The 20,617-nt window shown below is 59.4% G+C and carries 22 protein-coding genes; 7 read left to right on the plus strand and 15 right to left on the minus strand.

Going from position 1 to position 20,617, the window contains the following annotated elements:
- Positions 1–62: 62 nt before the first annotated feature.
- Together DCO47_RS12860 and argF are read right to left on the minus strand one after the other, a co-directional pair.
- Complete coding sequence (locus tag DCO47_RS12860; protein WP_116658212.1) at positions 63–1,172, minus strand: ABC transporter ATP-binding protein; 1,110 nt, start codon at positions 1,170–1,172, stop codon at positions 63–65.
- Positions 1,169–2,089, minus strand: a complete 921-nt coding sequence (argF, locus tag DCO47_RS12865; protein ID WP_039758373.1) for an ornithine carbamoyltransferase — start codon at positions 2,087–2,089, stop codon at positions 1,169–1,171. The genes DCO47_RS12860 and argF overlap by 4 nt, the downstream gene beginning before the upstream one ends.
- Positions 2,090–2,493: 404 nt before the next feature.
- Here argF and DCO47_RS12870 point away from each other — a divergent pair, with 404 nt between their 5' ends.
- The 3 genes from DCO47_RS12870 (at position 2,494) to grxD (ending at position 5,464) form a co-directional block, all read left to right on the plus strand.
- A complete protein-coding gene (locus DCO47_RS12870; RefSeq protein ID WP_042607370.1) occupies positions 2,494–2,784 on the plus strand; it encodes a hypothetical protein in 291 nt (96 codons plus the stop codon).
- Between the two features lie 135 nt (positions 2,785–2,919).
- Complete coding sequence (locus tag DCO47_RS12875; RefSeq protein WP_116658213.1) at positions 2,920–5,025, plus strand: molybdopterin oxidoreductase family protein; 2,106 nt, start codon at positions 2,920–2,922, stop codon at positions 5,023–5,025.
- Positions 5,026–5,122: 97 nt separating this feature from the next.
- Entirely contained in the window at positions 5,123–5,464 is a 342-nt protein-coding gene (gene grxD, locus DCO47_RS12880; RefSeq protein WP_016773402.1) for a Grx4 family monothiol glutaredoxin, read from the plus strand.
- Between the two features lie 200 nt (positions 5,465–5,664).
- On the opposite strand, the gene bfr is transcribed toward grxD, so the two are convergent.
- Positions 5,665–6,138, minus strand: coding sequence for a bacterioferritin (bfr, locus tag DCO47_RS12885; RefSeq protein ID WP_042607368.1), 474 nt, complete (start codon positions 6,136–6,138; stop codon positions 5,665–5,667).
- A gap of 201 nt (positions 6,139–6,339) precedes the next feature.
- On the minus strand, positions 6,340–6,558 hold the full coding sequence (locus DCO47_RS12890; RefSeq protein WP_003227725.1) for a bacterioferritin-associated ferredoxin: 219 nt from the start codon (positions 6,556–6,558) through the stop codon (positions 6,340–6,342).
- Positions 6,559–6,870: 312 nt separating this feature from the next.
- On the opposite strand from DCO47_RS12890, the gene DCO47_RS12895 reads away from it, so the two are divergent.
- Positions 6,871–7,473 (plus strand): peroxiredoxin, encoded by a 603-nt coding sequence (locus DCO47_RS12895; protein WP_042607367.1) that lies wholly within the window; start codon positions 6,871–6,873, stop codon positions 7,471–7,473.
- Between the two features lie 74 nt (positions 7,474–7,547).
- Here the strand turns inward: DCO47_RS12895 and rnt are convergent, their stop codons facing one another.
- Together rnt and pyrC are read right to left on the minus strand one after the other, a co-directional pair.
- Positions 7,548–8,225: a ribonuclease T gene (gene rnt, locus DCO47_RS12900; protein ID WP_016773404.1), complete on the minus strand. Its 678-nt coding sequence runs from the start codon at positions 8,223–8,225 to the stop codon at positions 7,548–7,550.
- Entirely contained in the window at positions 8,222–9,268 is a 1,047-nt protein-coding gene (pyrC, locus tag DCO47_RS12905) for a dihydroorotase (RefSeq protein WP_065616666.1), read from the minus strand. Before pyrC ends, rnt begins: the two co-directional genes overlap by 4 nt.
- A 160-nt stretch (positions 9,269–9,428) precedes the next feature.
- Between pyrC and DCO47_RS12910 the strand changes: the two genes are divergently transcribed.
- Both DCO47_RS12910 and DCO47_RS12915 read left to right on the plus strand, forming a co-directional pair.
- On the plus strand, positions 9,429–10,343 hold the full coding sequence (locus DCO47_RS12910) for an OmpA family protein (protein ID WP_042607366.1): 915 nt from the start codon (positions 9,429–9,431) through the stop codon (positions 10,341–10,343).
- Between the two features lie 129 nt (positions 10,344–10,472).
- The gene (locus DCO47_RS12915; protein WP_011335737.1) at positions 10,473–11,690 is read left to right on the plus strand and encodes an argininosuccinate synthase; all 1,218 of its coding nucleotides are present in this window, start codon (positions 10,473–10,475) and stop codon (positions 11,688–11,690) included.
- Between the two features lie 122 nt (positions 11,691–11,812).
- Here the strand turns inward: DCO47_RS12915 and DCO47_RS12920 are convergent, their stop codons facing one another.
- The gene (locus tag DCO47_RS12920) at positions 11,813–12,526 is read right to left on the minus strand and encodes a hypothetical protein (protein WP_116658214.1); all 714 of its coding nucleotides are present in this window, start codon (positions 12,524–12,526) and stop codon (positions 11,813–11,815) included.
- Positions 12,527–12,989: 463 nt separating this feature from the next.
- Between DCO47_RS12920 and DCO47_RS12925 the strand changes: the two genes are divergently transcribed.
- Positions 12,990–13,616, plus strand: a complete 627-nt coding sequence (locus DCO47_RS12925; protein WP_042607364.1) for a response regulator transcription factor — start codon at positions 12,990–12,992, stop codon at positions 13,614–13,616.
- An 88-nt stretch (positions 13,617–13,704) separates the two neighbouring features.
- On the opposite strand, the gene DCO47_RS12930 is transcribed toward DCO47_RS12925, so the two are convergent.
- The 8 genes from DCO47_RS12930 to metG form a co-directional block, all read right to left on the minus strand.
- Entirely contained in the window at positions 13,705–13,881 is a 177-nt protein-coding gene (locus tag DCO47_RS12930) for a PA3496 family putative envelope integrity protein (protein ID WP_042607363.1), read from the minus strand.
- Between the two features lie 107 nt (positions 13,882–13,988).
- Positions 13,989–14,627 carry an endonuclease III gene (nth, locus tag DCO47_RS12935; RefSeq protein WP_116658215.1) on the minus strand — a complete coding sequence of 213 codons (639 nt, stop codon included), beginning with the start codon at positions 14,625–14,627 and terminating at the stop codon, positions 13,989–13,991.
- Positions 14,624–15,196, minus strand: a complete 573-nt coding sequence (locus tag DCO47_RS12940) for an Rnf-Nqr domain containing protein (RefSeq protein ID WP_116658216.1) — start codon at positions 15,194–15,196, stop codon at positions 14,624–14,626. Before DCO47_RS12940 ends, nth begins: the two co-directional genes overlap by 4 nt.
- Positions 15,193–15,798: an RnfABCDGE type electron transport complex subunit G gene (locus DCO47_RS12945; protein ID WP_116658217.1), complete on the minus strand. Its 606-nt coding sequence runs from the start codon at positions 15,796–15,798 to the stop codon at positions 15,193–15,195. Before DCO47_RS12945 ends, DCO47_RS12940 begins: the two co-directional genes overlap by 4 nt.
- On the minus strand, positions 15,795–16,778 hold the full coding sequence (locus tag DCO47_RS12950; RefSeq protein WP_116658226.1) for an RnfABCDGE type electron transport complex subunit D: 984 nt from the start codon (positions 16,776–16,778) through the stop codon (positions 15,795–15,797). Before DCO47_RS12950 ends, DCO47_RS12945 begins: the two co-directional genes overlap by 4 nt.
- Positions 16,765–17,769: an electron transport complex subunit RsxB gene (gene rsxB / locus DCO47_RS12955; RefSeq protein WP_116658218.1), complete on the minus strand. Its 1,005-nt coding sequence runs from the start codon at positions 17,767–17,769 to the stop codon at positions 16,765–16,767. Before rsxB ends, DCO47_RS12950 begins: the two co-directional genes overlap by 14 nt.
- On the minus strand, positions 17,766–18,335 hold the full coding sequence (locus DCO47_RS12960) for an Rnf-Nqr domain containing protein (protein ID WP_116658219.1): 570 nt from the start codon (positions 18,333–18,335) through the stop codon (positions 17,766–17,768). Before DCO47_RS12960 ends, rsxB begins: the two co-directional genes overlap by 4 nt.
- 113 nt (positions 18,336–18,448) lie before the next feature.
- Entirely contained in the window at positions 18,449–20,500 is a 2,052-nt protein-coding gene (gene metG / locus DCO47_RS12965; protein WP_116658220.1) for a methionine--tRNA ligase, read from the minus strand.
- Positions 20,501–20,617 lie beyond the last annotated feature (117 nt).

The raw sequence follows: 20,617 nt of genomic DNA on the forward strand, positions 1-20,617 counted from the left end.
TCTTCGGCGACTGATTAACCGCTATCGCGAGCAGGCTCACTCCTACAGGAATATATGTTCGATCAGAGGCTCGTGCTGAATCGCCGTACGCCGTTTTCCACCGCTGGGATCTGCGCCGCCGTGCTGCCCGAAGCCTGGAACAGCACCAGGTGATCCGCCGCTACGCGAATCCCGACCTGCGCGCCGACCAGATGATCGGCATGGCTCGGAAAGATCGATTCCAGTTGCGCGCCGGTCGGCAGTTGCAGGCGGTACAAAGTCGCCGCACCGAGGAACGTCTTGCCGACAATCTGCGCCTGCAATGCGCTGTCCGGCGCATAGACAATGTCATCCGGGCGCAGCAACACATCCACCGCGCCGCCTATCGGCCAGGTGTAAGCACGATTACCGCGCAGTTCACCCAGCTCGGTCTGCACCGACTCCGGGCTGACGAGCTGGCCGCGAATGAAGTAACCCTGACCGATGAAGCTGGCGACATACGGCGTCGCCGGTTCGTGATAAAGGTTGTAGGGCGTGTCCCACTGTTCCAGCCGACCTTCCTTGAATACGCCAACGTGATCGCTGACGGCGAAGGCTTCTTCCTGATCGTGGGTGACCAGAATTGCACTGGTGCCCCGGGCCTTGAGAATGTCGCGGACCTCATGGCTGAGCTTGCGGCGCAGCTCGCCGTCGAGGTTGGAGAAGGGCTCGTCGAGCAGCAGCAGTTGCGGCTCCGGCGCCAACGCACGGGCGAGGGCGACGCGCTGTTGCTGGCCGCCGGACAATTCGTGAGGAAAACGCTTGCCGAGGTTTTTCAGGTTGACCAGTTCCAGCAGCTCTTCGACCACGCGCGTCTTGTGCGGGTGCTTGCGAATGCCGAAGGCGATGTTGTCGGCCACGCTCAGGTGCGGAAACAGCGCGTAGTCCTGAAACACCATGCCGATCCGGCGTTTCTCCGGCGCCAGGGTGAAACCGGCACTGGAAAGGGTTTCGCCACCCAGGGTGATCTCGCCTTCATGCACCGGTTCGAAACCGGCGATGGCGCGCAGGGTGGTGGTCTTGCCGCAGCCGGACGAGCCGAGCAGGCAGCCGATGTCGCCGGCGTTGAGGTGCAGATTGAGGTTCTGCACCACGCGTTGATCTTGATAGCCGCAAGCGAGGTTGCGCAGGTTCAGCAGTAATTCATGGCTCATGCGTGGTGATATGCCGGTTCGACGAGGAACTCGAGCAGGGCCTTCTGTGCGTGGAGACGGTTTTCTGCCTGATCCCAGGCGACTGAGCGCGGATCATCGAGCAGGTCGAGACTGATTTCTTCGCCACGGTGCGCCGGCAGGCAGTGCATGAACAGCACGTCCTCGGCAGCGAGGTCGAGCAGGGCACGGTTGACCTGGAACGGCGCGAACAGCTTGAGGCGCTTGGCAGTTTCCTCTTCCTGACCCATCGAAGTCCAGACGTCGGTGCTGACCAGATGCGCGCCGCGTACGGCATCCTGCGGGTCGCGGACGATGGTCACGCGATCACCGGCCCTGGCGACAAACTCTGGGTTCGGCTCGTAACCTTCCGGACAGGCGACGCGCAGCTGGAAGTCGAACTGGATCGCCGCTTCTATATAGCTGTTGCACATGTTGTTGCCGTCACCGATCCAGGCCACGGTCTTGCCCTGGATCGAGCCACGGTGCTCAAGAAAAGTCTGCATGTCGGCCAGCAACTGGCACGGGTGCAGATCATCGGACAGGCCGTTGATCACCGGCACGCGCGAGTTGGCGGCGAATTCGGTCAGGGTGCTGTGGGCGAAGGTGCGGATCATCACCGCATCGAGCATGCTCGACATGACGATGGCGCAGTCGCTGATCGGCTCGCCACGGCCCAGTTGGGTGTCGCGCGGGGACAGGAAGATCGCCTGGCCGCCGAGCTGGATCATGCCGGCCTCGAAGGAGATCCGGGTGCGGGTCGAGGATTTTTCGAAGATCATCCCCAGCACGCGGTTTTTCAAAGGCTCGAACAGTACGCCGCGGTTACGCAGGTCCTTGAGCTCAACGCCTCGACGGATCACGCTGACCAGCTCTTCGGGCGTGCAATCCATCAGGGAGAGAAAGTGCCTTGCGCTCATCATTGACTACCTTTTTGCTACAGACCGCAGATGCTCAAAGCCTTGTTTAACGGAACAACGGGCGAGACCTGCGGCGTAAGCCGCACGGGGCGACGAAATAGGGGGAGGCGCGATATTGACATTAAATGTCGCGTTACGCCAATAGGCTACGGTTCAACGGGATGCGGAGCGCGGAGCGAGGGTTTCGATCGCGCATTGTGAAGCCGGGTTCAGTACAACAGCGAGCTTCTTTGTACACTGGCCCCGCCGCGCTTGGCAATGTGCCGCGACGGCAACGGCGCGGCTTTGGTCGCTTTGCGCTCGCTGTGCCACGGATTCGCTTGGTCGGATGTTCAGACTGAAACATTTGCTAAAGCAAAGTGCTGGGTTATAAATAAGTTTCGAGCGACGCAGGAAGCCTCCGCATGGAATCGAAAGAACAACTGTTAATGGAACTGCTGGGCCACACGGCTCGCTCTCTGACCCATCTCACCGCCTCGGTGACCTCGATGTCTTTCGAGTTGTTGCGCAGTGAAGACGAAGTGGTCAAATCCGCCGGTCGACACATGATCGATCGCATGGCCACCATCAGCGCCGGGCTTGACGAGCACTGGCGATTGATCGGCGAACTCACCGGCGTGCATGTCGCCCACGAGCAGATCGAAACCATCCAGGAAATCCAGCTGGCTGCACCGCCGCAGTTGCCTTCGAACTGATCGCAGCGGTTTATCGGCTGCCCTGATAACCGTCGATTCACAAGACGAACGTCGCTGGCGCCGCCTCTGTGCACGGGCCATAGTTTTGTTCCCGCGGGCGTGATTGCCCGCTCCCGAACAAGACAGAGACTGGCCATGACCAAGACTCTTCACCACCGTGCGTGCCACCTGTGCGAAGCCATTTGCGGCCTGACCATCGAAACCACAGAAACCGATGGCAACGTCGCGATCACCTCGATCAAGGGGGACGCCCTTGATACCTTCAGTCGCGGGCATATCTGCCCGAAAGCCGTGGCCCTGCAGGATATCCAGAATGATCCGGATCGCCTGCGCCAACCGATGCGTCGGGTCGGCAATGAATGGCTGCCGATCGAGTGGGACGAAGCCTTTGCGCTGGTGGCCGACAAGCTCGCGGCGATTCAGGAGCGTCATGGGCAGAACGCGGTGGCGGTTTATCAAGGCAACCCGAGCGTGCACAACTACGGGCTGATGACCCACAGCAATTACTTCCTCGGTTTGCTGAAAACGCGCAATCGCTACTCGGCCACTTCAGTCGATCAACTGCCTCATCACCTCAGCAGCTACCTGATGTACGGCCACGGTTTGCTGTTGCCGATCCCGGACATCGACCACACCGATTTCATGCTGATTCTTGGCGGCAATCCGCTGGCCTCCAACGGCAGCATCATGACCGTGCCGGATGTCGAGAAACGCCTGAAGGCTATTCAGGCACGCGGCGGCAAAGTGGTGGTGGTCGATCCGCGGCGCAGCGAAACCGCAGCGATCGCCGATCAGCATGTGTTCGTCCGCCCGGGCGGCGACGCGGCGCTGTTGTTCGGCATGCTCAATACGCTGTTCAGCGAAGGCCTGACCCGCGACAGCCATTTGCCAGTCGAAGGCTTGGACGAGGTGCGCACTGCCGTGGCGTCGTTCACTGCCGAAGCCATGAGTCCATTGTGCGCCGTGCCGGCCGAACAGATTCGCCAACTGGCGCGCGACTTCGCTGCCGCACCGAGTGCTGTCTGCTACGGTCGCATGGGGGTTTCGACCCAAGCCTTCGGTACCTTGTGTCATTGGGTGGTGCAACTGATCAACCTGGTCACCGGCAATCTCGACCGCGTCGGCGGCGCGCTGTGCACCGAACCCGCTGTGGATCTGGTGGCGTCGACCTCGGGCGGGCATTTCAACAAATGGCAGAGCCGCGTTTCCGGGCGGCCTGAATACGGTGGTGAGTTGCCGGTCTCGGCGCTGGCCGAAGAGATGCTCACCGACGGCGAGGGCCAGATCCGCGCGTTGATCACCGTGGCCGGCAATCCAGTGTTGTCGACACCCAACGGCCGGCAGCTGGAACAGGCGCTGGATGGCCTGGAGTTCATGCTCAGCATCGACCTGTACATCAACGAAACCACGCGCTATGCCGACCTGATCCTGCCGTCGACCTCGGCGCTGGAAAACGACCATTACGACACCACCTTCAACCTGTTCGCGGTGCGTAATGTGACCCGCTTCAATCGCGCGATCCTCGCCAAGCCCGAGGGCGCGCTGCATGACTGGGAGATCTTCGTCGGGCTGGCCAAGGCGTTCGCCGAGAAAACCGGCAAAGAGCTGAAACCGACCATGCCGCCGGCGAAGATGATCGACATGGGCCTGCGCATGGGCCGCTATGGTGATGCGTCCGAGCACAAGCTGTCGCTGGCGACGCTGTTCGATCATCCGCACGGCATCGATCTGGGGGCGCTGAAGCCGAATCTGGCGACGCGACTGAAAACGCCGAATCAGCATATTCAGGCCGCACCGCCGGAGATCCTCGCCGACCTCGCACGCTTTGCCGCTTTGCGGGCGCCAGCTGCCGATGAGTTGTTGATGATCGGCCGCCGCCATGTGCGCAGCAACAATTCGTGGATGCACAATTTTCATCGTCTGGTGAAAGGCAAGCCGCGGCATCAGTTGCTGATGCATCCGGATGATTTGGCCAGCCGTGGTCTGGTCGACGGGCAACGGGTTCGGGTGAGCTCGCGGGTCGGGCAGATCGAGGTGGAAGTGCTCGCCAGTCTCGACATGATGAAAGGCGTGGTCAGCCTGCCCCACGGTTGGGGCCACGCGCGCCCGGGCGTGCAGATGGTGATCGCCAGCAGCCAGCCGGGGTCGAGCGCCAACGACCTGACCGACGAGTGTCAGCTCGACGAATTGTCGGGCAACGCGGCATTGAATGGCGTACCGGTGACGGTGGCGGCGGCTTGAGCGGGTCTGTCGGGGAGACCGAGCATGGCGCTCGGGATTCCGTTACAATGCGCCACCGTGCCGACCTCTGAGTCGGAAAGTTCAGCCGAGGTGCTCCATGGATATCATCGAAACGATTAAAGAGCAGATTGCCAATAACACCATTCTGCTTTACATGAAAGGCTCGCCGAATGCCCCGCAGTGCGGCTTCTCCGCAAAAGCGGCGCAGGCTGTGATGGCCTGTGGTGAAAAGTTCGCTTACGTGGACATCCTGCAGAACCCGGAAATCCGCGCCAACCTGCCTAAATACGCCAACTGGCCGACTTTCCCGCAACTGTGGGTCGGCGGTGAGCTGGTCGGCGGCAGCGACATCATGACCGAGATGGCAGCAGACGGTTCGCTGCAAAGCACCATCAAGGCGGCTGTCGAAGCGGCAGCGGCGAACAAGTCCGAAGCCTGATCCGCTTCAATGTAGGAGTGAGCCTGCTCGCGATAGCGTTCTGTCAGGTATTGAACTATCGACTGACACACCGCCATCGCGAGCAGGCTCACTCCTACAAGTGATTTGTGGTGTTGCCTGCATCGCACCAGGCATAAAAAAGCCCCGCACCTCCAAAGAGGGCGGGGCTTTTTTAGTGTCTCGATTCGACGAGTGTCAGATCATTCTTCGCCCATCTGCGATTGCAGATAGTTTTCCAGGCCGATCTTGTCGATCAGGCCGAGCTGGGTTTCCAGCCAGTCGATATGTTCTTCTTCCGATTCGAGGATGTCTTCGAGCAGTTCACGGCTGCCGAAGTCGCCAACGGTTTCGCAATGGGCGATGGCGGCTTTCAGGTCAGCGTGGCCGGTCTTTTCGATGCGCAGGTCGCATTCGAGCATTTCGCGGGTGTGTTCGCCGATGTGCAGCTTGCCCAGGTCCTGCACGTTCGGCAGGCCTTCAAGGAACAGGATGCGCTTGATCAGCTTGTCCGCGTGCTTCATCTCATCGATGGATTCTTTGTATTCGTGCTTGCCAAGCTTGTTCAGACCCCAATCTTCGTACATGCGCGCATGCAGGAAGTACTGATTGATCGCGACCAGCTCATTGGCAAGGATCTTGTTGAGATGCTGGATGACTGTAATGTCGCCTTTCATGATCGGAGTCCTGCCCTGTATTAACCGTATATAAGGCGGAGTTTGAGCTTGGTATTTATAAGTGTCAAACCTAAGTTATTGAATAATAAATGAAAATTAATCGGAATAAGAATGTTTGTGTTCCGCGTCTGGACGCTAAGCAATTGATTTTCAGGCATAAAAAAACCGGACGCGAAGTCCGGTTCTTTGAAAAGGGGGGCATTACGCAGCAGTAAATTCTACCGGGTAGGGGATCGCTGCCTGGGCGGTTTGCAGCTTGGTCAGGGTCTCGCGCACCACTTCCTTGGCAAGGCAAGCGCATTTGCCGCACTGGCTGGCGACGCCGGTGGCCTGGCGAACTTCTTTATAGCTGCAGCAACCTTCATAGATCGCTTCGCGGATCTGTCCGTCGGTGACGCCAGTGCAGAGGCAAACATACATAAGTAAGAACCGTCGCTGGTTGTGACTCAATTGCGATGGATCTTAATGTTAACGAGAATGATTGTCAAAGTGCTTTCGGAACGCTTCCCAGCCAATTTGCCTGCGCCTGACGAACGGTATTTTCCAGGCGCTCGCTTTACCCAATGAATACGTAGTGGATAACCGAACAGGGAAAATCCGTTACGGACAGGCCAAACACGCAGTGTATGATGGTCGTCCCTTGCGAAGAGGGTTCGTGTCACAGGGCTGTCGCCTGAGGGTGACAGGCTGGCCCGGACCCTGAACTTCAAGTTTTTACACCAGGAGATATCAATGAGCGTACTCGTAGGCAAACAAGCCCCAGACTTCACCGTCCCGGCCGTACTCGGCAATGGCGAGATCGTTGACAGCTTCACCCTGTCCTCGGCCATCAAAGGCAAATACGGCCTGGTGTTCTTCTACCCACTGGACTTCACCTTCGTCTGCCCGTCCGAGCTGATCGCTCTGGACAACCGCATGGCTGACTTCAAGGCACGCAACGTGGAAGTGATCGCTGTGTCGATCGACTCGCACTTCACCCACAACGCCTGGCGCAACACTCCAGTGAACAATGGCGGCATCGGTCAGGTGAAATACACCATGGCTGCCGACATGAAGCACGACATCGCCAAGGCTTACGACGTTGAGTCCGAAGGCGGCGTGGCTTTCCGTGGCGCGTTCCTGATCGACGACAAAGGCATTGTCCGTTCGCAGATCATCAACGACCTGCCGCTGGGCCGTAACATGGAAGAGCTGATCCGTCTGGTCGACGCTCTGCAATTCCACGAAGAGCACGGCGAAGTCTGCCCGGCCAACTGGAAGAAAGGCGACAAAGGCATGAACGCTTCGCCAGAAGGCGTTGCGGCTTACCTGACCGAGAACGCTGCTGCCCTGTAAGGCGCAACGTCGAGGTACAAAAAAACCGGCCCAAGTGGCCGGTTTTTTCATGCGCGGGATTTGTTCGCCGAGGATCAGTCGTCGAAGTCTTCCCAGCCGCCCATCTGCTTCCAGCGATTGACGATGCCGCAGAACAGCTCAGCGGTCTTTTCGGTGTCGTAGCGCGCCGAGTGCGCTTCACGACCGTCGAAATCGATGCCAGCCGCCTGACAGGCTTTCGCCAGCACGGTTTGACCGTATGCCAGACCCGCCAGGGTCGCGGTGTCGAAGCTGGAGAACGGGTGGAACGGGTTGCGCTTCATGTCCAGCCGCGCGACTGCCGCGTTGAGAAAGCCCAGATCGAAGCTGCTGTTGTGCCCGACCAGAATCGCCCGTTTGCAGCCGTTGGCTTTCAGCGCCTTGCGGATGCCACGGAAGATGTCGGTCAGTGCGGTTTCCTCGCTGACGGCCATGCGCAGCGGGTGATCAAGCTTGATCCCGGTGAACTCCAGCGCTGCCGCTTCAACGTTCGCACCTTCGAATGGCTCGACGCGGAAGAAGTAGGTGTGATCCGGGTACACGAAACCCTTTTCATCCATGGCGATGGTGGTCGCGGCAATCTCCAGCAGGGCGTCGGTGGCTGCGTTGAAGCCACCGGTTTCTACGTCGACGACAACCGGCAGGTAGCCGCGAAAACGTGCTGCCATCGGGTGACGGGAACCGCCGCCGCCACCTTGACCGTCCAGCTCATCGTCGAAATTGTCTTCACTCACGCGTGTTCCTCCAGCAGGCGCCAGCGCAGTTTTTCACCGGCGCGCAGCGGGATAACGGTCAGCTCGCCAAATGGCAGGCTGGTCGGGGCGGTCCATTCTTCGCGGACCAGGGTGATGCGATCGGTGTTCGCCGGCAGGCCGTAGAAGCGCGGGCCGTTGAGGCTGGCGAAGGCTTCGAGCTTGTCCAGCGCGTTACGTTGTTCGAACGCTTCGGCGTACATCTCGATGGCGGCGTAGGCGGTGTAGCAACCGGCGCAGCCGCAAGCGGCTTCCTTGGCGTGCTGGGCGTGGGGCGCCGAGTCGGTGCCGAGGAAGAACTTGGCGCTGCCGCTGGTGGCGGCGTCGAGCAAGGCTTCCTGATGGCTGTTGCGCTTGAGGATCGGCAGGCAGTAGAAGTGCGGCCGAATCCCGCCTACCAGCATGTGGTTGCGGTTGTACAGCAGGTGATGCGCGGTGATGGTCGCGCCAACATTGGCCGAGGCCTCGTTGACGAACTGCACGGCGTCGCCGGTGGTGATGTGTTCGAACACCACTTTCAGCGTCGGGAAGCGCTCGACCACGCGGCGCATGTGCTCATCGATGAAGATCTTTTCGCGATCGAACACATCGACGTCGCCACGGGTGACTTCACCGTGGATCAACAGCGGCATGCCGACTTCGGCCATGGCTTCCAGCGCCGGGAAGATCTTGTCGATACTGGTTACGCCGGAATCGGAGTTGGTGGTGGCGCCGGCCGGGTACAGCTTGGCGGCGTACACGAAACCGCTGGCCTTGGCCTGACGAATTTCTTCCGGTTGGGTGCGGTCGGTGAGGTACAGCACCATCAACGGCTCGAACTGACTGCCGGCCGGGCGGGCAGCGAGAATGCGCTGACGATAGCCGTCGGCTTCGGCGGCGTTGCGCACCGGCGGTACCAGGTTCGGCATGATGATCGCGCGCCCGAAGGTGCGGGCCACATCGGCAACGGTATTGGTCAACACGGCACCATCGCGAAGATGAATGTGCCAGTCGTCGGGACGCAGCAGGGTCAGGCGGTCGGACATGAGGGGATTCCAGGCGGGTCAAACTGAGGCGAATGCTACCGGAAAAGACTCTTGCAGGCACCCGCTATCAAGTTTTGCCACGAGCGTCCGATATCCCGAAGGTATGCCGTAAACATTGTGTGAATCGGTGTTTGTGTTTCACAAGCCAATGGAGCCTCCCGTGCGCCAGCGTTATTTAGCCCTGCTCAGTGTGTTTGCCAGCCTCCCCGCGATGGCGCTGACCTACCAGACCCGTCTGGAGAACATTGAGTGGACGGTCGCCGGCGACCAGTTCGAATGCCGCCTGACCCAGCCGATCACCGATTTCGGCTCGGGCGAGTTCGTGCGCAAGGCCGGTGAGCAGGCGATCTTTCGTCTGAACGCCTACAACGCCATGCTTGGCGGCGGTTCGGCAACCTTGCTCGCAGCGGCTGCACCGTGGCAGCCGGGGCGTGGCGACATCAACCTGGGCTCTGTGCGCCTGGGCAGTGGCAACGTGTTGTTCAACAGCTCGCAATCGCAGGCCGGTGGATTGATCAGCGGCCTGCTGGACGGCCGCAGCCCGGTGGTACGCCGTGCTTCTGGCGATGGCCGCGTCTCCGAAGTGCGTCTGTTGCCGGTGAAATTCAGCAAGGCGTTCAACGATTACCAGACCTGTGTGGCGAAGCTGCTGCCGCAGAATTTCGACCAGATCAAACAGTCGCAGATCGGCTTCCCCGGCGAAGGCGTTGATCTGGACCCGGCTGCCAAGGCCAAGCTGCAGGTGATGCTCGATTACATGAAGGCCGATCCGACGGTGAACCACATCGAACTCGATGGCCATTCCGACAACAGCGGCAATCGCCTGACCAACCGCGAACTGTCGCGCCGCCGGGCGCTGGCGGTGGTTGATTACTTCAAGGCCAACGGCATCCAGGAATCGCAGATCACCGTGCGTTTCCACGGCGAGCAGTATCCGATCGTGCCGAACACCAGCAAGGCCAATCGTGCGAAGAATCGTCGGGTCAACGTGAAATTGTCGCGTGTGGCACCGACCACAGCCCCTGCGCCAGCACCGCAAGCGAGTACGCCAGCCACCGCCGCAACGACCTCCTGACTCATCGGTCATCGTCGCGCTCTCGACAGATTCTGTCGCTTTGTCGTCTTAAGCTGTCGCGCCTCTGTAAATTATCGCGTTTGAGCGGTAGACTCCCCGGCTTTCCGTAGAACCCCGTGGAGTGATGGCATGGCGGACGTAAACAAGGTCGTTCTGGCGTATTCCGGCGGCCTGGACACTTCGGTGATCCTCAAGTGGCTGCAGGATACTTATAACTGTGAAGTGGTGACGTTCACCGCCGATCTCGGTCAAGGCGAAGAGGTCGAGCCGGCCCGCGCCAAGGCTCAGGCCATGGGCGTCAAAGAAATCTACATCGACGACCTGCGCGAAGAATTCGTGCGTGATTTCGTGTTCCCGATGTTCCGCGCCAACACCGTTTACGAAGGCGAGTACCTGCTGGGCACATCCATCGCCCGTCCGCTGATCGCCAAGCGTCTGATCGAAATCGCCAACGAAACCGGCGCCGACGCCATTTCCCACGGCGCCACCGGCAAGGGCAACGACCAGGTGCGTTTCGAACTGGGCGCCTACGCGCTCAAGCCAGGCGTTAAAGTGATTGCGCCATGGCGCGAGTGGGACCTGTTGTCCCGCGAGAAGCTGATGGACTACGCCGAGAAGCACGCGATCCCGATCGAACGCCACGGCAAGAAAAAATCCCCGTACTCGATGGACGCCAACCTGCTGCACATTTCTTACGAAGGCGGCGTGCTGGAAGATACCTGGACCGAGCACGAAGAAGACATGTGGCGCTGGACAGTCTCCCCGGAGAAGGCTCCCGACACCCCGCAATATCTGGAACTGACCTACCGCAACGGCGATATCGTCGCGCTGGACGGCGTCGAAATGACCCCGGCCACCGTACTGGCGACGCTGAACAGGATCGGCGGCGAACACGGCATCGGTCGTCTGGACATCGTCGAAAACCGTTACGTGGGCATGAAGTCCCGTGGCTGCTACGAGACCCCGGGCGGCACCATCATGCTGCGCGCTCACCGCGCCATCGAATCGATCACTCTGGACCGCGAAGTCGCTCACCTCAAGGACGAGTTGATGCCGAAGTACGCCAGCCTGATCTACACCGGCTACTGGTGGAGCCCTGAGCGTCTGATGCTGCAGCAGATGATCGACGCTTCGCAGGTCAACGTGAACGGTGTGGTGCGCCTCAAGCTGTATAAAGGCAACGTGATCGTCACCGGGCGCAAGTCCGACGATTCGCTGTTCGACGCCAATATCGCGACCTTCGAAGAAGACGGCGGCGCCTACAACCAGGCGGACGCGGCGGGCTTCATCAAGCTCAACGCCTTGCGCATGCGCATTGCTGCCAACAAGGGCCGCAAGTTGTTCTGATCGATTCAGAACGACGCGCAATAAAAAAGGCGGCCTGTTCGGGGCCGCCTTTTTTTTGGAATTTTTGTCTGATTCATCAGGCTGGTCTCTCGTCTGTGCGCGTGCGGCGCATGACTCATCTGTCAGCTTGTTCTTCCCAACAACGTGACTGTCTGTGAGCACAGGTTGTAAACGATACACAGCGTCGCACCTGAGCCTTTCTTCGCTTGCCGGATCTGCTGCAATGCGGTGTGAGCCAGCGAGTCCGACACATGGTTGGACAAAAACACCAGCACTCGCGGGTTTTTTTTATCGGTTCTGCGCAAAGTCTCGAGAATCGCATCGAATTCCCTCGATGCATCAATATCCCTCGTGTCGATGATGTACAGTTCGCTGATCAAGGGCGACAACTTGATAGTCTGTACAACCGGACTGGGTGGGTCGCCCATATCGGCTGGCGGATCTGGTGAATTGTGAATTCGGCATGGCCGTTGAAATCTGCCATCAGCCGTTTTACCCGACACGATGCTGCTGGTTATTTCGAAAGCGCACGGTGCGCCTGTCTCGTGCGGCGGTCCGTTTCGTTTGTTGACGCGCTCATGCTGCTCTGTTGCCCTTAAAAAGCTTTTGTCTTTGCCAAAATCCGAGGGTGAGTAGAGCGAGCGGTGGTTGAAGTTGAGGGTAATAAAAAAAAGAAACAACAAGTAGAAGGGAAAACTGATCAGAAACCAGACGTAGATTTCCCGATCCTTATTGTCAAGGAATGGCAGTGAGACGGCAGCCGATGTTTCCGAAATAATCGCAAATATTGCGATGACCGTCATTGGGTTGGTTATCTTTTTTTTTATCTTGAGCATTGTCTTGAGTTCGATAGGGTTGTTTGGCAGGTTGTATTTCTATTTATAGCAAAAGCAAGAATTTAAGTATGCGGCTGTTGTTTCAAGTTTTAAATTCCCGCTCAAGCACAGGGTGCTCTAAAGGATTCAGGCGCTACTGCGTAATGTTTCCATGATGAATGCCGCATTAGTACCGCCAGAGGTCCAGTGCTCCATGCCTCCCCGCTACTGAGGGCGGGCGTCGACAAGTCCGTTAACGGTTGGCGTAGGGCGCTGTCGCCATGGAATTGAAAATCCTCACACCGGGGTGAAGGAATTAGCCGAATAAACAGCGCGTCGAGGCTCGATTTGTGGGAATTATCCTCAATGCCTGTAGGGAATGTCTCTCGATGCAAGTGCGTGTAAAAGTTGTTATGCGATCGAGCAAGTGACTGGGATATCGTGCGTGTTCTAAAAATTCGAACAGCGAAAACTGGACTTGCCCATGAATAAAGTGCTGATCGTGGATGACCACCCCGTCATTCGACTTGCGGTACGTATGCTGATGGAACGGCATGGCTACGAAGTCATTGCAGAAACGGATAATGGCGTTGATGCACTACAAATTGCTCGCGAACAAATGCCGGATCTTGTCATTCTGGATATCGGAATACCCAAACTCGACGGGCTGGAAGTTATTGCACGCCTGACGTCCACCGTGATGCCGCTGAAAGTTCTGGTGCTGACTTCCCAGGCGCCCGGACATTTTTCAATGCGTTGCATGCAATCGGGCGCAGCAGGTTATGTGTGCAAGCAACAGGATCTGACCGAATTGCTGAGTGCAATCAAAGCAGTGCTCTCGGGATACAGTTACTTTCCCAACCAGGCCCTGCACACCGTGCGAACCAGTCTGGGCAATGCGAGTGAAGCGGACATGGTCGATCGCCTGTCCGGTCGGGAAATGATGGTGTTGCAACAGTTGGCGCGCGGCAAGACCAACAAGGAAATCGCCGATGGCATGTTTCTGAGCAACAAGACAGTGAGCACTTACAAGACTCGCCTGTTACTGAAACTCAATGCCCGCTCTCTGGTTGATCTGATCGAGCTGGCGCAGCGCAATGGCCTGGTCTGAACGATTCGACAGCTGAGACCGTCATGGGCCGATCAAGCTCAGTTGCCGCATAAAATGAAAAGCCTCCGTCAAGGGAGGCCTTCAGATATCAGAAATCAAAATCGTAGTCGGCCAATTGCCTTTGCAGTCGGCGCTCCTCAAGCAGGTTGTCGATTGTGCGACGCTTGCTGAGGTTGGTCTTGGCCACTTCAACCACCGGTTCGACCTCATCGGTATCGGTGGAAATAAGCTCTTCTACATCCAGTTGCTCTGTGTCGGTACTCATGAAGTCAACTCCCGGCTAATACTGCCTTTGGCGCTCCTTATATCGACATTACTGCGGCGGGTAAAAAAGATTTTTTCAATCGATGGATGCAAAAAACTGATGGCGGATCAATCGTCGGAAGTTTTGTGTTTGTATTCGCACAGATCTTCGATGCGGCAGCTGCCGCAGCGCGGTTTGCGAGCCAGGCACACATAACGGCCGTGCAGAATCAGCCAATGGTGCGAGTCGAGCAGGAATTCTTTCGGTACAAACTTCATCAACTTCATTTCAACTTCGACCACGTTTTTCCCCGGCGCGATGCCGGTGCGGTTGCTGACGCGGAAAATGTGCGTGTCGACCGCCATGGTCAGTTGACGGAAAGCCGTGTTGAGTACCACGTTGGCAGTCTTGCGCCCGACGCCCGGCAAGGCTTCCAGTTCCTCACGGGTCTGCGGGACCTCGCCGCCATGGCGTTCTACCAGCAGGCGACAGGTTTCGATGACGTTTTTCGCCTTGCTGTTGTAGAGGCCGATCGTCTTGATGTATTCCGACAGCCCCTCGACGCCCAGTGCGTGAATCGCGGCGGGTGTGTTGGCGATGGGGAAGAGTTTGGCAGTGGCCTTGTTGACCCCCACATCGGTGGACTGCGCCGAAAGAATTACCGCAATCAGCAACTCGAAGGGCGAAGAGTAGGCCAGTTCGGTTTTCGGCTCGGGATTGTCTTCGTGCAGTCGGCGAAATATCTCAAGACGTTTTGCAGCATTCATGGGCGATGCGTTTCCTTGGTGACAGAGTTGCGGCGTGTCCACGCCTGACGAACGGCGAGAAGCAGACCCAGTAAAACAAAAGCGCCGGGAACCAGCGTAATCACATGCAGCCCTTCGGGAAATAAAACCAGACCTTGCCAATGCGCCGCCAGTCCTCGGCCAAGGGTGCCGTGACCGATAATCTCCCGCAACCCACCGAACAACAGCATGAGCGCGCCGAACAGGGCGCAGCGTTTGACGCGGGCGGCGACGGGCTCGCCGAAGAAGCCGTGGTACTCAAACACGACGCAGTACAAGCCGATCAACCCTATATAGAGCTCGGACTTCTGCTGCCATGGCAAAAACCAGCGTTGCGCGGCGAGATCCGCGCAACTGGTCAATGTCGCGGCGACGATCAGGCTGATCAGCAACGGGCTAGTGCCTGTCAGACGCTCGCGCAGCGGCGACATGCAGACAGCAAAAACGCCGAGCACAGCGCAGAGCATCAAGGTCATCCCCAGCGCCGCGTCCAACGTGGGTGTGGCACCCAGGAGCGGCACCAGCATCAATAAACTCACCGTGTGTTTCATGGGCCAGTCTCCAGCAGCAGCTCCCGATGCTCATCGAAATAACGCAGTGCGTCATGAATTGCATGGAGGGTGGCACGGGAGGTGATGGTCGCGCCGGCGATCTGATCGAATTGCCCTTGATCCTTTTTCAGCGCCCAACCGGGGTCTGTCGGTTCATTGCGAGATTTACCGGTGAAACGCTGCAGCCAGGCATTCGGCCATTCACCAAGGTAGCCACCCAATCCCGGCGTTTCGCGCTGCTCCAGGGTTTTCACACCAAGGAGTCTGCCGTTGGCATCGATGGCGATCAGCAGTTCGAGCGTGCCTGCGTAACCCTCACTGCGACTGCGCAACAGCACGGCTACCGTTTGCCCGGATCGCATCGCCCGATAGCCGCCCGACAAAATGCTATGGCGCAACGTCACCTTGCCGAGGGCTAGCGGCTGTTCCAGCGGTTGATTGTCGTAATACCCGGCAGGAAGCACATCGAGCAGTTTGCGGCTGTCGAGCAAGCGTTGCTCGGCGCTGATCTGCGGCGCGCTGCTGCGCTGCAGCAGGTAGGTCGCGCTGACGCCGCCGAGTGCGAGCAGCACAACCGTCACGACACTGGCCGAGCGGTTCATGCGCTCACCGGCGGCTGACGCCTGGCGACGAAGCGCTCCAGTGCCGGTACCAGAAGATTCATCAGCAATACCGCGAACGCGACGCCGTCGGGGTAACCACCCCACGTGCGAATCAGATAAGTCAGCAGGCCGACGCCGATGCCGAACAACAGGCGGGCGAGGGGGCTTTTTGCACCGGAGACCGGTTCGGTGACGATAAAGAATGCACCGAGCATCGTGGCGCCGCTGAGCAGGTGAAACAGCGGCGAGCCATGGGAATCCGACCCCGAGCCGTTCCAGCACAACAGACTGATGACGAACAGACTGGCAAGCATGCCCACCGGCGCGTGCCAGGAAAAGACCCGCCGCTGCAACAGGAACAGGCCTCCGAGCAGGAACGCCAGATTCACCCACTCCACACCGCGCCCGCCAAAACGGCCGAAGGCCGGATTGCCGGCGAACAGCTCATCCATGGTCAGGCTTTTATTGATGCGCAAGCTGTCCAGTGCCGTGGCCTGCACCCAGGCGTCCGGCGCTGGTGCCGGACTGAAAACCTGTTGCAGCGCTGAAAGGAAATCAAGGCCATGACCCGGCCAGTGCGTCATCGCTTGCGGGAACAGCGCGATGCTCAAGGCAAAGCCAAGCATGGCCGGGTTGAACGGGTTCTTGCCGACGCCGCCATACAGGTGCTTGCCGAACAACAAACCCGAGGCGGTTGCGATGACCGTCAGCCACCAAGGGCAATAAGCGGGCAGCGCAACGGCCAGCAACATCGCGCTGACCAGCGCACTGCCATCGAGCAACGCAGGTTGCAGCGCTTGCCGACGCAGACGGGCAACGCCAGCCTCGACGAGCAAAGCGCTGACAACCGCCAGCAGCAGGTTGATCAACACGCCCCAGCCATACAGCCAGAACAAAGCAAGCAGCCCCGGCAGAGCTGCGAGCAGCACGCTATTCATCGCCTGTTGCAGGCGAGCGTCCGCTGCCTCAAGGGGCGGCATGGTCTTGCACCCGGCGCTCGGCATCGGTCACGGCGTGTTCCAGTGCGGCGATCTGCTCCGGCGCAGCCTCCGCGGCCTGGGCCTTTTTCAATTCGGCGCGGCGCATGGCCAACTGAATCTTCGCCCGCTTCAACTCTGCGTCGTTGCTCGGGGCAGGGACGGCGGGAATAGCCGGTTGACTGCTTTCCAGCTTCGCCAGTGCTTGCTCGGCGACTTCGAATTGTTGCTGCAGCACGATCAATTGCGCCTGCTGCTCGAACGTCGGCGGATGACCAAAGGCTTTCAGGGATTTGTGCAGTTGCGCACGACTCATCGCCACATCGACCTTGGCCTTCTTCAGCGCCGCATCTGCGTTCGCGGCTTTTTGCGCACGCACCCGCTCCAGCGCAGCCTGCACCGGGTCGGCGGTCGATACTTGCGGTTGTGCCGCACGCGCGGCTCGCGCTTCACGTTCGGCCTGTTTTTGCTGTTCTTCACGCAGCAGGCGCTGGTTGCGGCGCTCGAAACGCTGGCGCGCATGGTCACGCTTTTCAGCGCGGGCGCGCTGTTCTTCGAGATCGAATGCGAGACCGCCAACCACCGGGATCGTGTTCGCAGGCAGAGGATGCATTTCGATGCAATCGACCGGGCACGGCGCGACGCACAGGTCACAACCGGTGCATTCGTCGATCAGCACCGTGTGCATCAGTTTTGCCGCGCCGACGATGGCATCGACCGGGCAGGCCTGAATGCACTTGGTGCAGCCGATGCATTCGGCCTCGCGGATGAACGCCACCTGCGGCGGTGCCGGGCCCCGGCTGATGTCCAGTTCCAGCACCGGTATTTTCAACAGCTCGGCGAGGGCAGCGATGGTTTCCTCGCCGCCCGGCGGGCACTTGTTGATCGGCTCGCCATCAACGATGCCTTGCGCATAGGGTTTGCATCCGGGATGGCCGCACTTGCCGCATTGGGTCTGCGGCAGCAGGGCATCGATGCGTTGAATCAGACTCATGTTTTGATCAATCCACTGAATCCGAGAAAAATCACTGCGATCAGTCCGGCGCTGATCAGGTCGATCGGCAGGCCGCGAAAGGGCAGGGGAATATCGTTAGCGGCCGTGCGTTCACGCAGGTCGCAGAACACGCTCAGCACCAGCCAGAAACCCAGCCCGGCACCGAGGCTCAGGGCTGTCGCGTGCAGCAGGCCGTGATCGTTTTGCGCGTTGATCAGCGCCAGTCCGAGTACCCCGGCATTGCCGAGCAACAGTGGCCACAAGCCCTCGAAGGGCCAATCCGGCAGCCCGTGCGCCAGCAGTTTCAGCAGCGGCGCGATCAATAACACACTCAGCGGCAGGAACACGAACAGACGCAGCGCTTCAAGCTGCAATGGCACCAGCATCCACTGCCAGATCGCCTGACCGATGACGCCGACGATCATCATCAGGCACAACGTCGCCAACCCCAGCGCATGCACTTGCCGTCGGCTACCCGCCAGCAGCGGAGCGACGCCCAGCGGCCAGTGCAACACGAAGTTGTTGAGCAGCGCAGCACTGATCAGCGTTAACACGAGTTCGGTCATGGTTCTGCCAGCGAAACGGGCGGGTATCCTTAAGGTTAGGCACTATCCGGCCAGATATGAAAAATCCCACCGGCATGCGGGGCACGTCGGTGGGATCGTTTTACGGCAACGTCTTACTTGATGCGCTGACCCGGCTTGGCGCCGCTGTCCGGACTCAACAGGTAGATCTCTTCACCGCCGGGACCTGCAGCCATCACCATGCCTTCGGAAATACCGAACTTCATTTTCCGTGGCTTGAGGTTGGCGATCATCATCGTCAGGCGCCCGTCGAGTTTCGACGGATCCGGGTAAGCGCTCTTGATCCCGGAGAACACATTGCGTTGCTCGTCACCGATATCGAGGGTAAGGCGCAGCAGCTTGTCGGCGCCCTCCACGTGTTCGGCCTTGACGATCAGCGCGACGCGCAGGTCGATGGCGGCGAACGCATCGAAATCGATTTCCGGCGACAGCGGATCCTTGGCCAGCTCACCGTTGCCCGCAGGCTTGGCTTCGCCGGTGTCGGTCTGGCTGGCGGTCAGGTCTTCTTTCGAGGCGTCGGTCATGGCTTGCACTTTTACCGGGTCGATGCGGGTCATCAACGGTTTGAATTCGTTCAGCTGATGGTTGGCCAGCAGGGTGGTGTGGTCGTTCCAGGTCAGCGGCGCGACGTTGAGGAACGCCTCGGCATCGGCGGCCAGCAGCGGCAGCACCGGTTTGAGGAAGATCACCAACTGGCGGAACAGATTGATGCCGGTGGCGCAGATCGCTTGGACTTCATCCTGCTTGCCTTCCTGCTTGTTCAGCGACCACGGTGCCTTGTCGGCGATCCACGCGTTGGCGCGGTCGGCCAGGGCCATGGTTTCACGCATGGCACGGGCGAAGTCGCGGGCTTCATAGGCGTCGGCAATGCTCGGCGCTGCGGCGAGGAAGGCCTCGGTCAGTTCCGGCGCGGCATTGTTGTCGACCAGCAGGCCAGCGTTGCCCTTGTGAATGAAACCGGCGCAACGGCTGGCGATGTTGACCACTTTGCCGACCAGGTCGGAGTTGACCTTCTGCACGAAGTCTTCGAGGTTCAGGTCGAGGTCATCGACGCCACGGCCCAGTTTGGCTGCGTAGTAATAGCGCAGGTATTCCGGCGACAGGTGATCGAGATAGGTGCGGGCCTTGATGAAGGTACCGCGCGACTTCGACATTTTCTGGCCGTTGACGGTCAGGTAGCCGTGCACGTTGATGCCGGTCGGCTTGCGGAAGCCGGCGCCTTCGAGCATGGCTGGCCAGAACAGCGCGTGGAAGTTGACGATGTCCTTGCCGATGAAGTGATACAGCTCGGCAGTCGAGTCCTTGCCCCAGAACGCGTCGAAGTCAAGCGCAGGCGTGCGGTCGCAGAGGTTCTTGAAACTCGCCATGTAGCCGATCGGCGCATCCAGCCAGACGTAGAAATACTTGCCCGGCTCGCCCGGAATCTCGAAGCCGAAGTACGGCGCATCGCGGGAGATGTCCCACTGTTGCAGGCCAGCGTCCAGCCATTCGGCGATTTTGTTGGCCACGGCGTCCTGCAGGGTGCCGCTGCGAGTCCAGGCCTGGAGCATGTCCTGGAAATCCGGCAGCTTGAAGAAGAAGTGCTGGGAATCCTTGAGCACCGGGGTGGCGCCGGAGATCGCCGACTTCGGATCCTTCAGGTCGGTCGGAGCGTAGGTCGCGCCGCATTTTTCGCAGTTATCGCCGTACTGGTCTTCGGTGCCGCATTTCGGGCAGGTGCCCTTGATGAAGCGGTCGGCCAGGAACATTTTCTTTTCCGGGTCGAAATACTGGGTGATCGAGCGCTGGGCGATGTGCCCGGCGTCACGCAGCTTGAGGTAGATCTGGCTCGACAGCTCACGGTTTTCTTCGGCGTGAGTGGAGTGGAAGTTGTCGAAATCAACCAGGAAGTCGGCAAAGTCGGCGCTGTGTTCAGCCTGCACGTTGGCGATCAGTTGTTCCGGGGTGATGCCTTCCTTTTCCGCGCGCAGCATGATCGCCGAACCGTGGGCGTCGTCGGCGCAGACATAGATGCATTGGTTGCCGCGATGCTTCTGGAAGCGCACCCACATATCGGTCTGGATGTATTCCAGCATGTGGCCAAGGTGGATCGAACCGTTGGCGTAGGGCAGGGCGCTGGTGACGAGGATCTTGCGTGGCTCGGACATGGGGCTTCGCTACTTGATGAAACGGAGGTCGGCCACTATAAAGCGCCGGCAAAGATATTTCACCCCTGCAAATGGTTGCCGGGCATGCCGTCTGGAGGGCAGAAGGGGTAGGATAGC

The sequence above is a fragment of the Pseudomonas sp. NDM genome, from assembly GCF_003105095.1.
GTDB lineage: Bacteria > Pseudomonadota > Gammaproteobacteria > Pseudomonadales > Pseudomonadaceae > Aquipseudomonas > Aquipseudomonas moraviensis_A.

What these genes read in the sequence shown, in the direction of transcription:
- rsxB (WP_116658218.1), bottom strand. Translation starts at nt 17,769, where the DNA reads ATGAGTCTGATTCAACGCATCGATGCCCTGCTGCCGCAGACCCAATGC.
- DCO47_RS12950 (WP_116658226.1), bottom strand. Translation starts at nt 16,778, where the DNA reads ATGCCGCCCCTTGAGGCAGCGGACGCTCGCCTGCAACAGGCGATGAAT.
- bfr (WP_042607368.1), bottom strand. Translation starts at nt 6,138, where the DNA reads ATGAAAGGCGACATTACAGTCATCCAGCATCTCAACAAGATCCTTGCC.
- DCO47_RS12890 (WP_003227725.1), bottom strand. Translation starts at nt 6,558, where the DNA reads ATGTATGTTTGCCTCTGCACTGGCGTCACCGACGGACAGATCCGCGAA.
- DCO47_RS12920 (WP_116658214.1), bottom strand. Translation starts at nt 12,526, where the DNA reads ATGCTCAAGATAAAAAAAAAGATAACCAACCCAATGACGGTCATCGCA.
- DCO47_RS12860 (WP_116658212.1), bottom strand. Translation starts at nt 1,172, where the DNA reads ATGAGCCATGAATTACTGCTGAACCTGCGCAACCTCGCTTGCGGCTAT.
- DCO47_RS12930 (WP_042607363.1), bottom strand. Translation starts at nt 13,881, where the DNA reads ATGAGTACCGACACAGAGCAACTGGATGTAGAAGAGCTTATTTCCACC.
- grxD (WP_016773402.1), top strand. Translation starts at nt 5,123, where the DNA reads ATGGATATCATCGAAACGATTAAAGAGCAGATTGCCAATAACACCATT.
- DCO47_RS12940 (WP_116658216.1), bottom strand. Translation starts at nt 15,196, where the DNA reads ATGAAACACACGGTGAGTTTATTGATGCTGGTGCCGCTCCTGGGTGCC.
- pyrC (WP_065616666.1), bottom strand. Translation starts at nt 9,268, where the DNA reads ATGTCCGACCGCCTGACCCTGCTGCGTCCCGACGACTGGCACATTCAT.
- DCO47_RS12915 (WP_011335737.1), top strand. Translation starts at nt 10,473, where the DNA reads ATGGCGGACGTAAACAAGGTCGTTCTGGCGTATTCCGGCGGCCTGGAC.
- DCO47_RS12925 (WP_042607364.1), top strand. Translation starts at nt 12,990, where the DNA reads ATGAATAAAGTGCTGATCGTGGATGACCACCCCGTCATTCGACTTGCG.
- DCO47_RS12895 (WP_042607367.1), top strand. Translation starts at nt 6,871, where the DNA reads ATGAGCGTACTCGTAGGCAAACAAGCCCCAGACTTCACCGTCCCGGCC.
- metG (WP_116658220.1), bottom strand. Translation starts at nt 20,500, where the DNA reads ATGTCCGAGCCACGCAAGATCCTCGTCACCAGCGCCCTGCCCTACGCC.
- DCO47_RS12960 (WP_116658219.1), bottom strand. Translation starts at nt 18,335, where the DNA reads ATGACCGAACTCGTGTTAACGCTGATCAGTGCTGCGCTGCTCAACAAC.
- DCO47_RS12945 (WP_116658217.1), bottom strand. Translation starts at nt 15,798, where the DNA reads ATGAACCGCTCGGCCAGTGTCGTGACGGTTGTGCTGCTCGCACTCGGC.
- DCO47_RS12870 (WP_042607370.1), top strand. Translation starts at nt 2,494, where the DNA reads ATGGAATCGAAAGAACAACTGTTAATGGAACTGCTGGGCCACACGGCT.
- nth (WP_116658215.1), bottom strand. Translation starts at nt 14,627, where the DNA reads ATGAATGCTGCAAAACGTCTTGAGATATTTCGCCGACTGCACGAAGAC.
- DCO47_RS12875 (WP_116658213.1), top strand. Translation starts at nt 2,920, where the DNA reads ATGACCAAGACTCTTCACCACCGTGCGTGCCACCTGTGCGAAGCCATT.
- argF (WP_039758373.1), bottom strand. Translation starts at nt 2,089, where the DNA reads ATGAGCGCAAGGCACTTTCTCTCCCTGATGGATTGCACGCCCGAAGAG.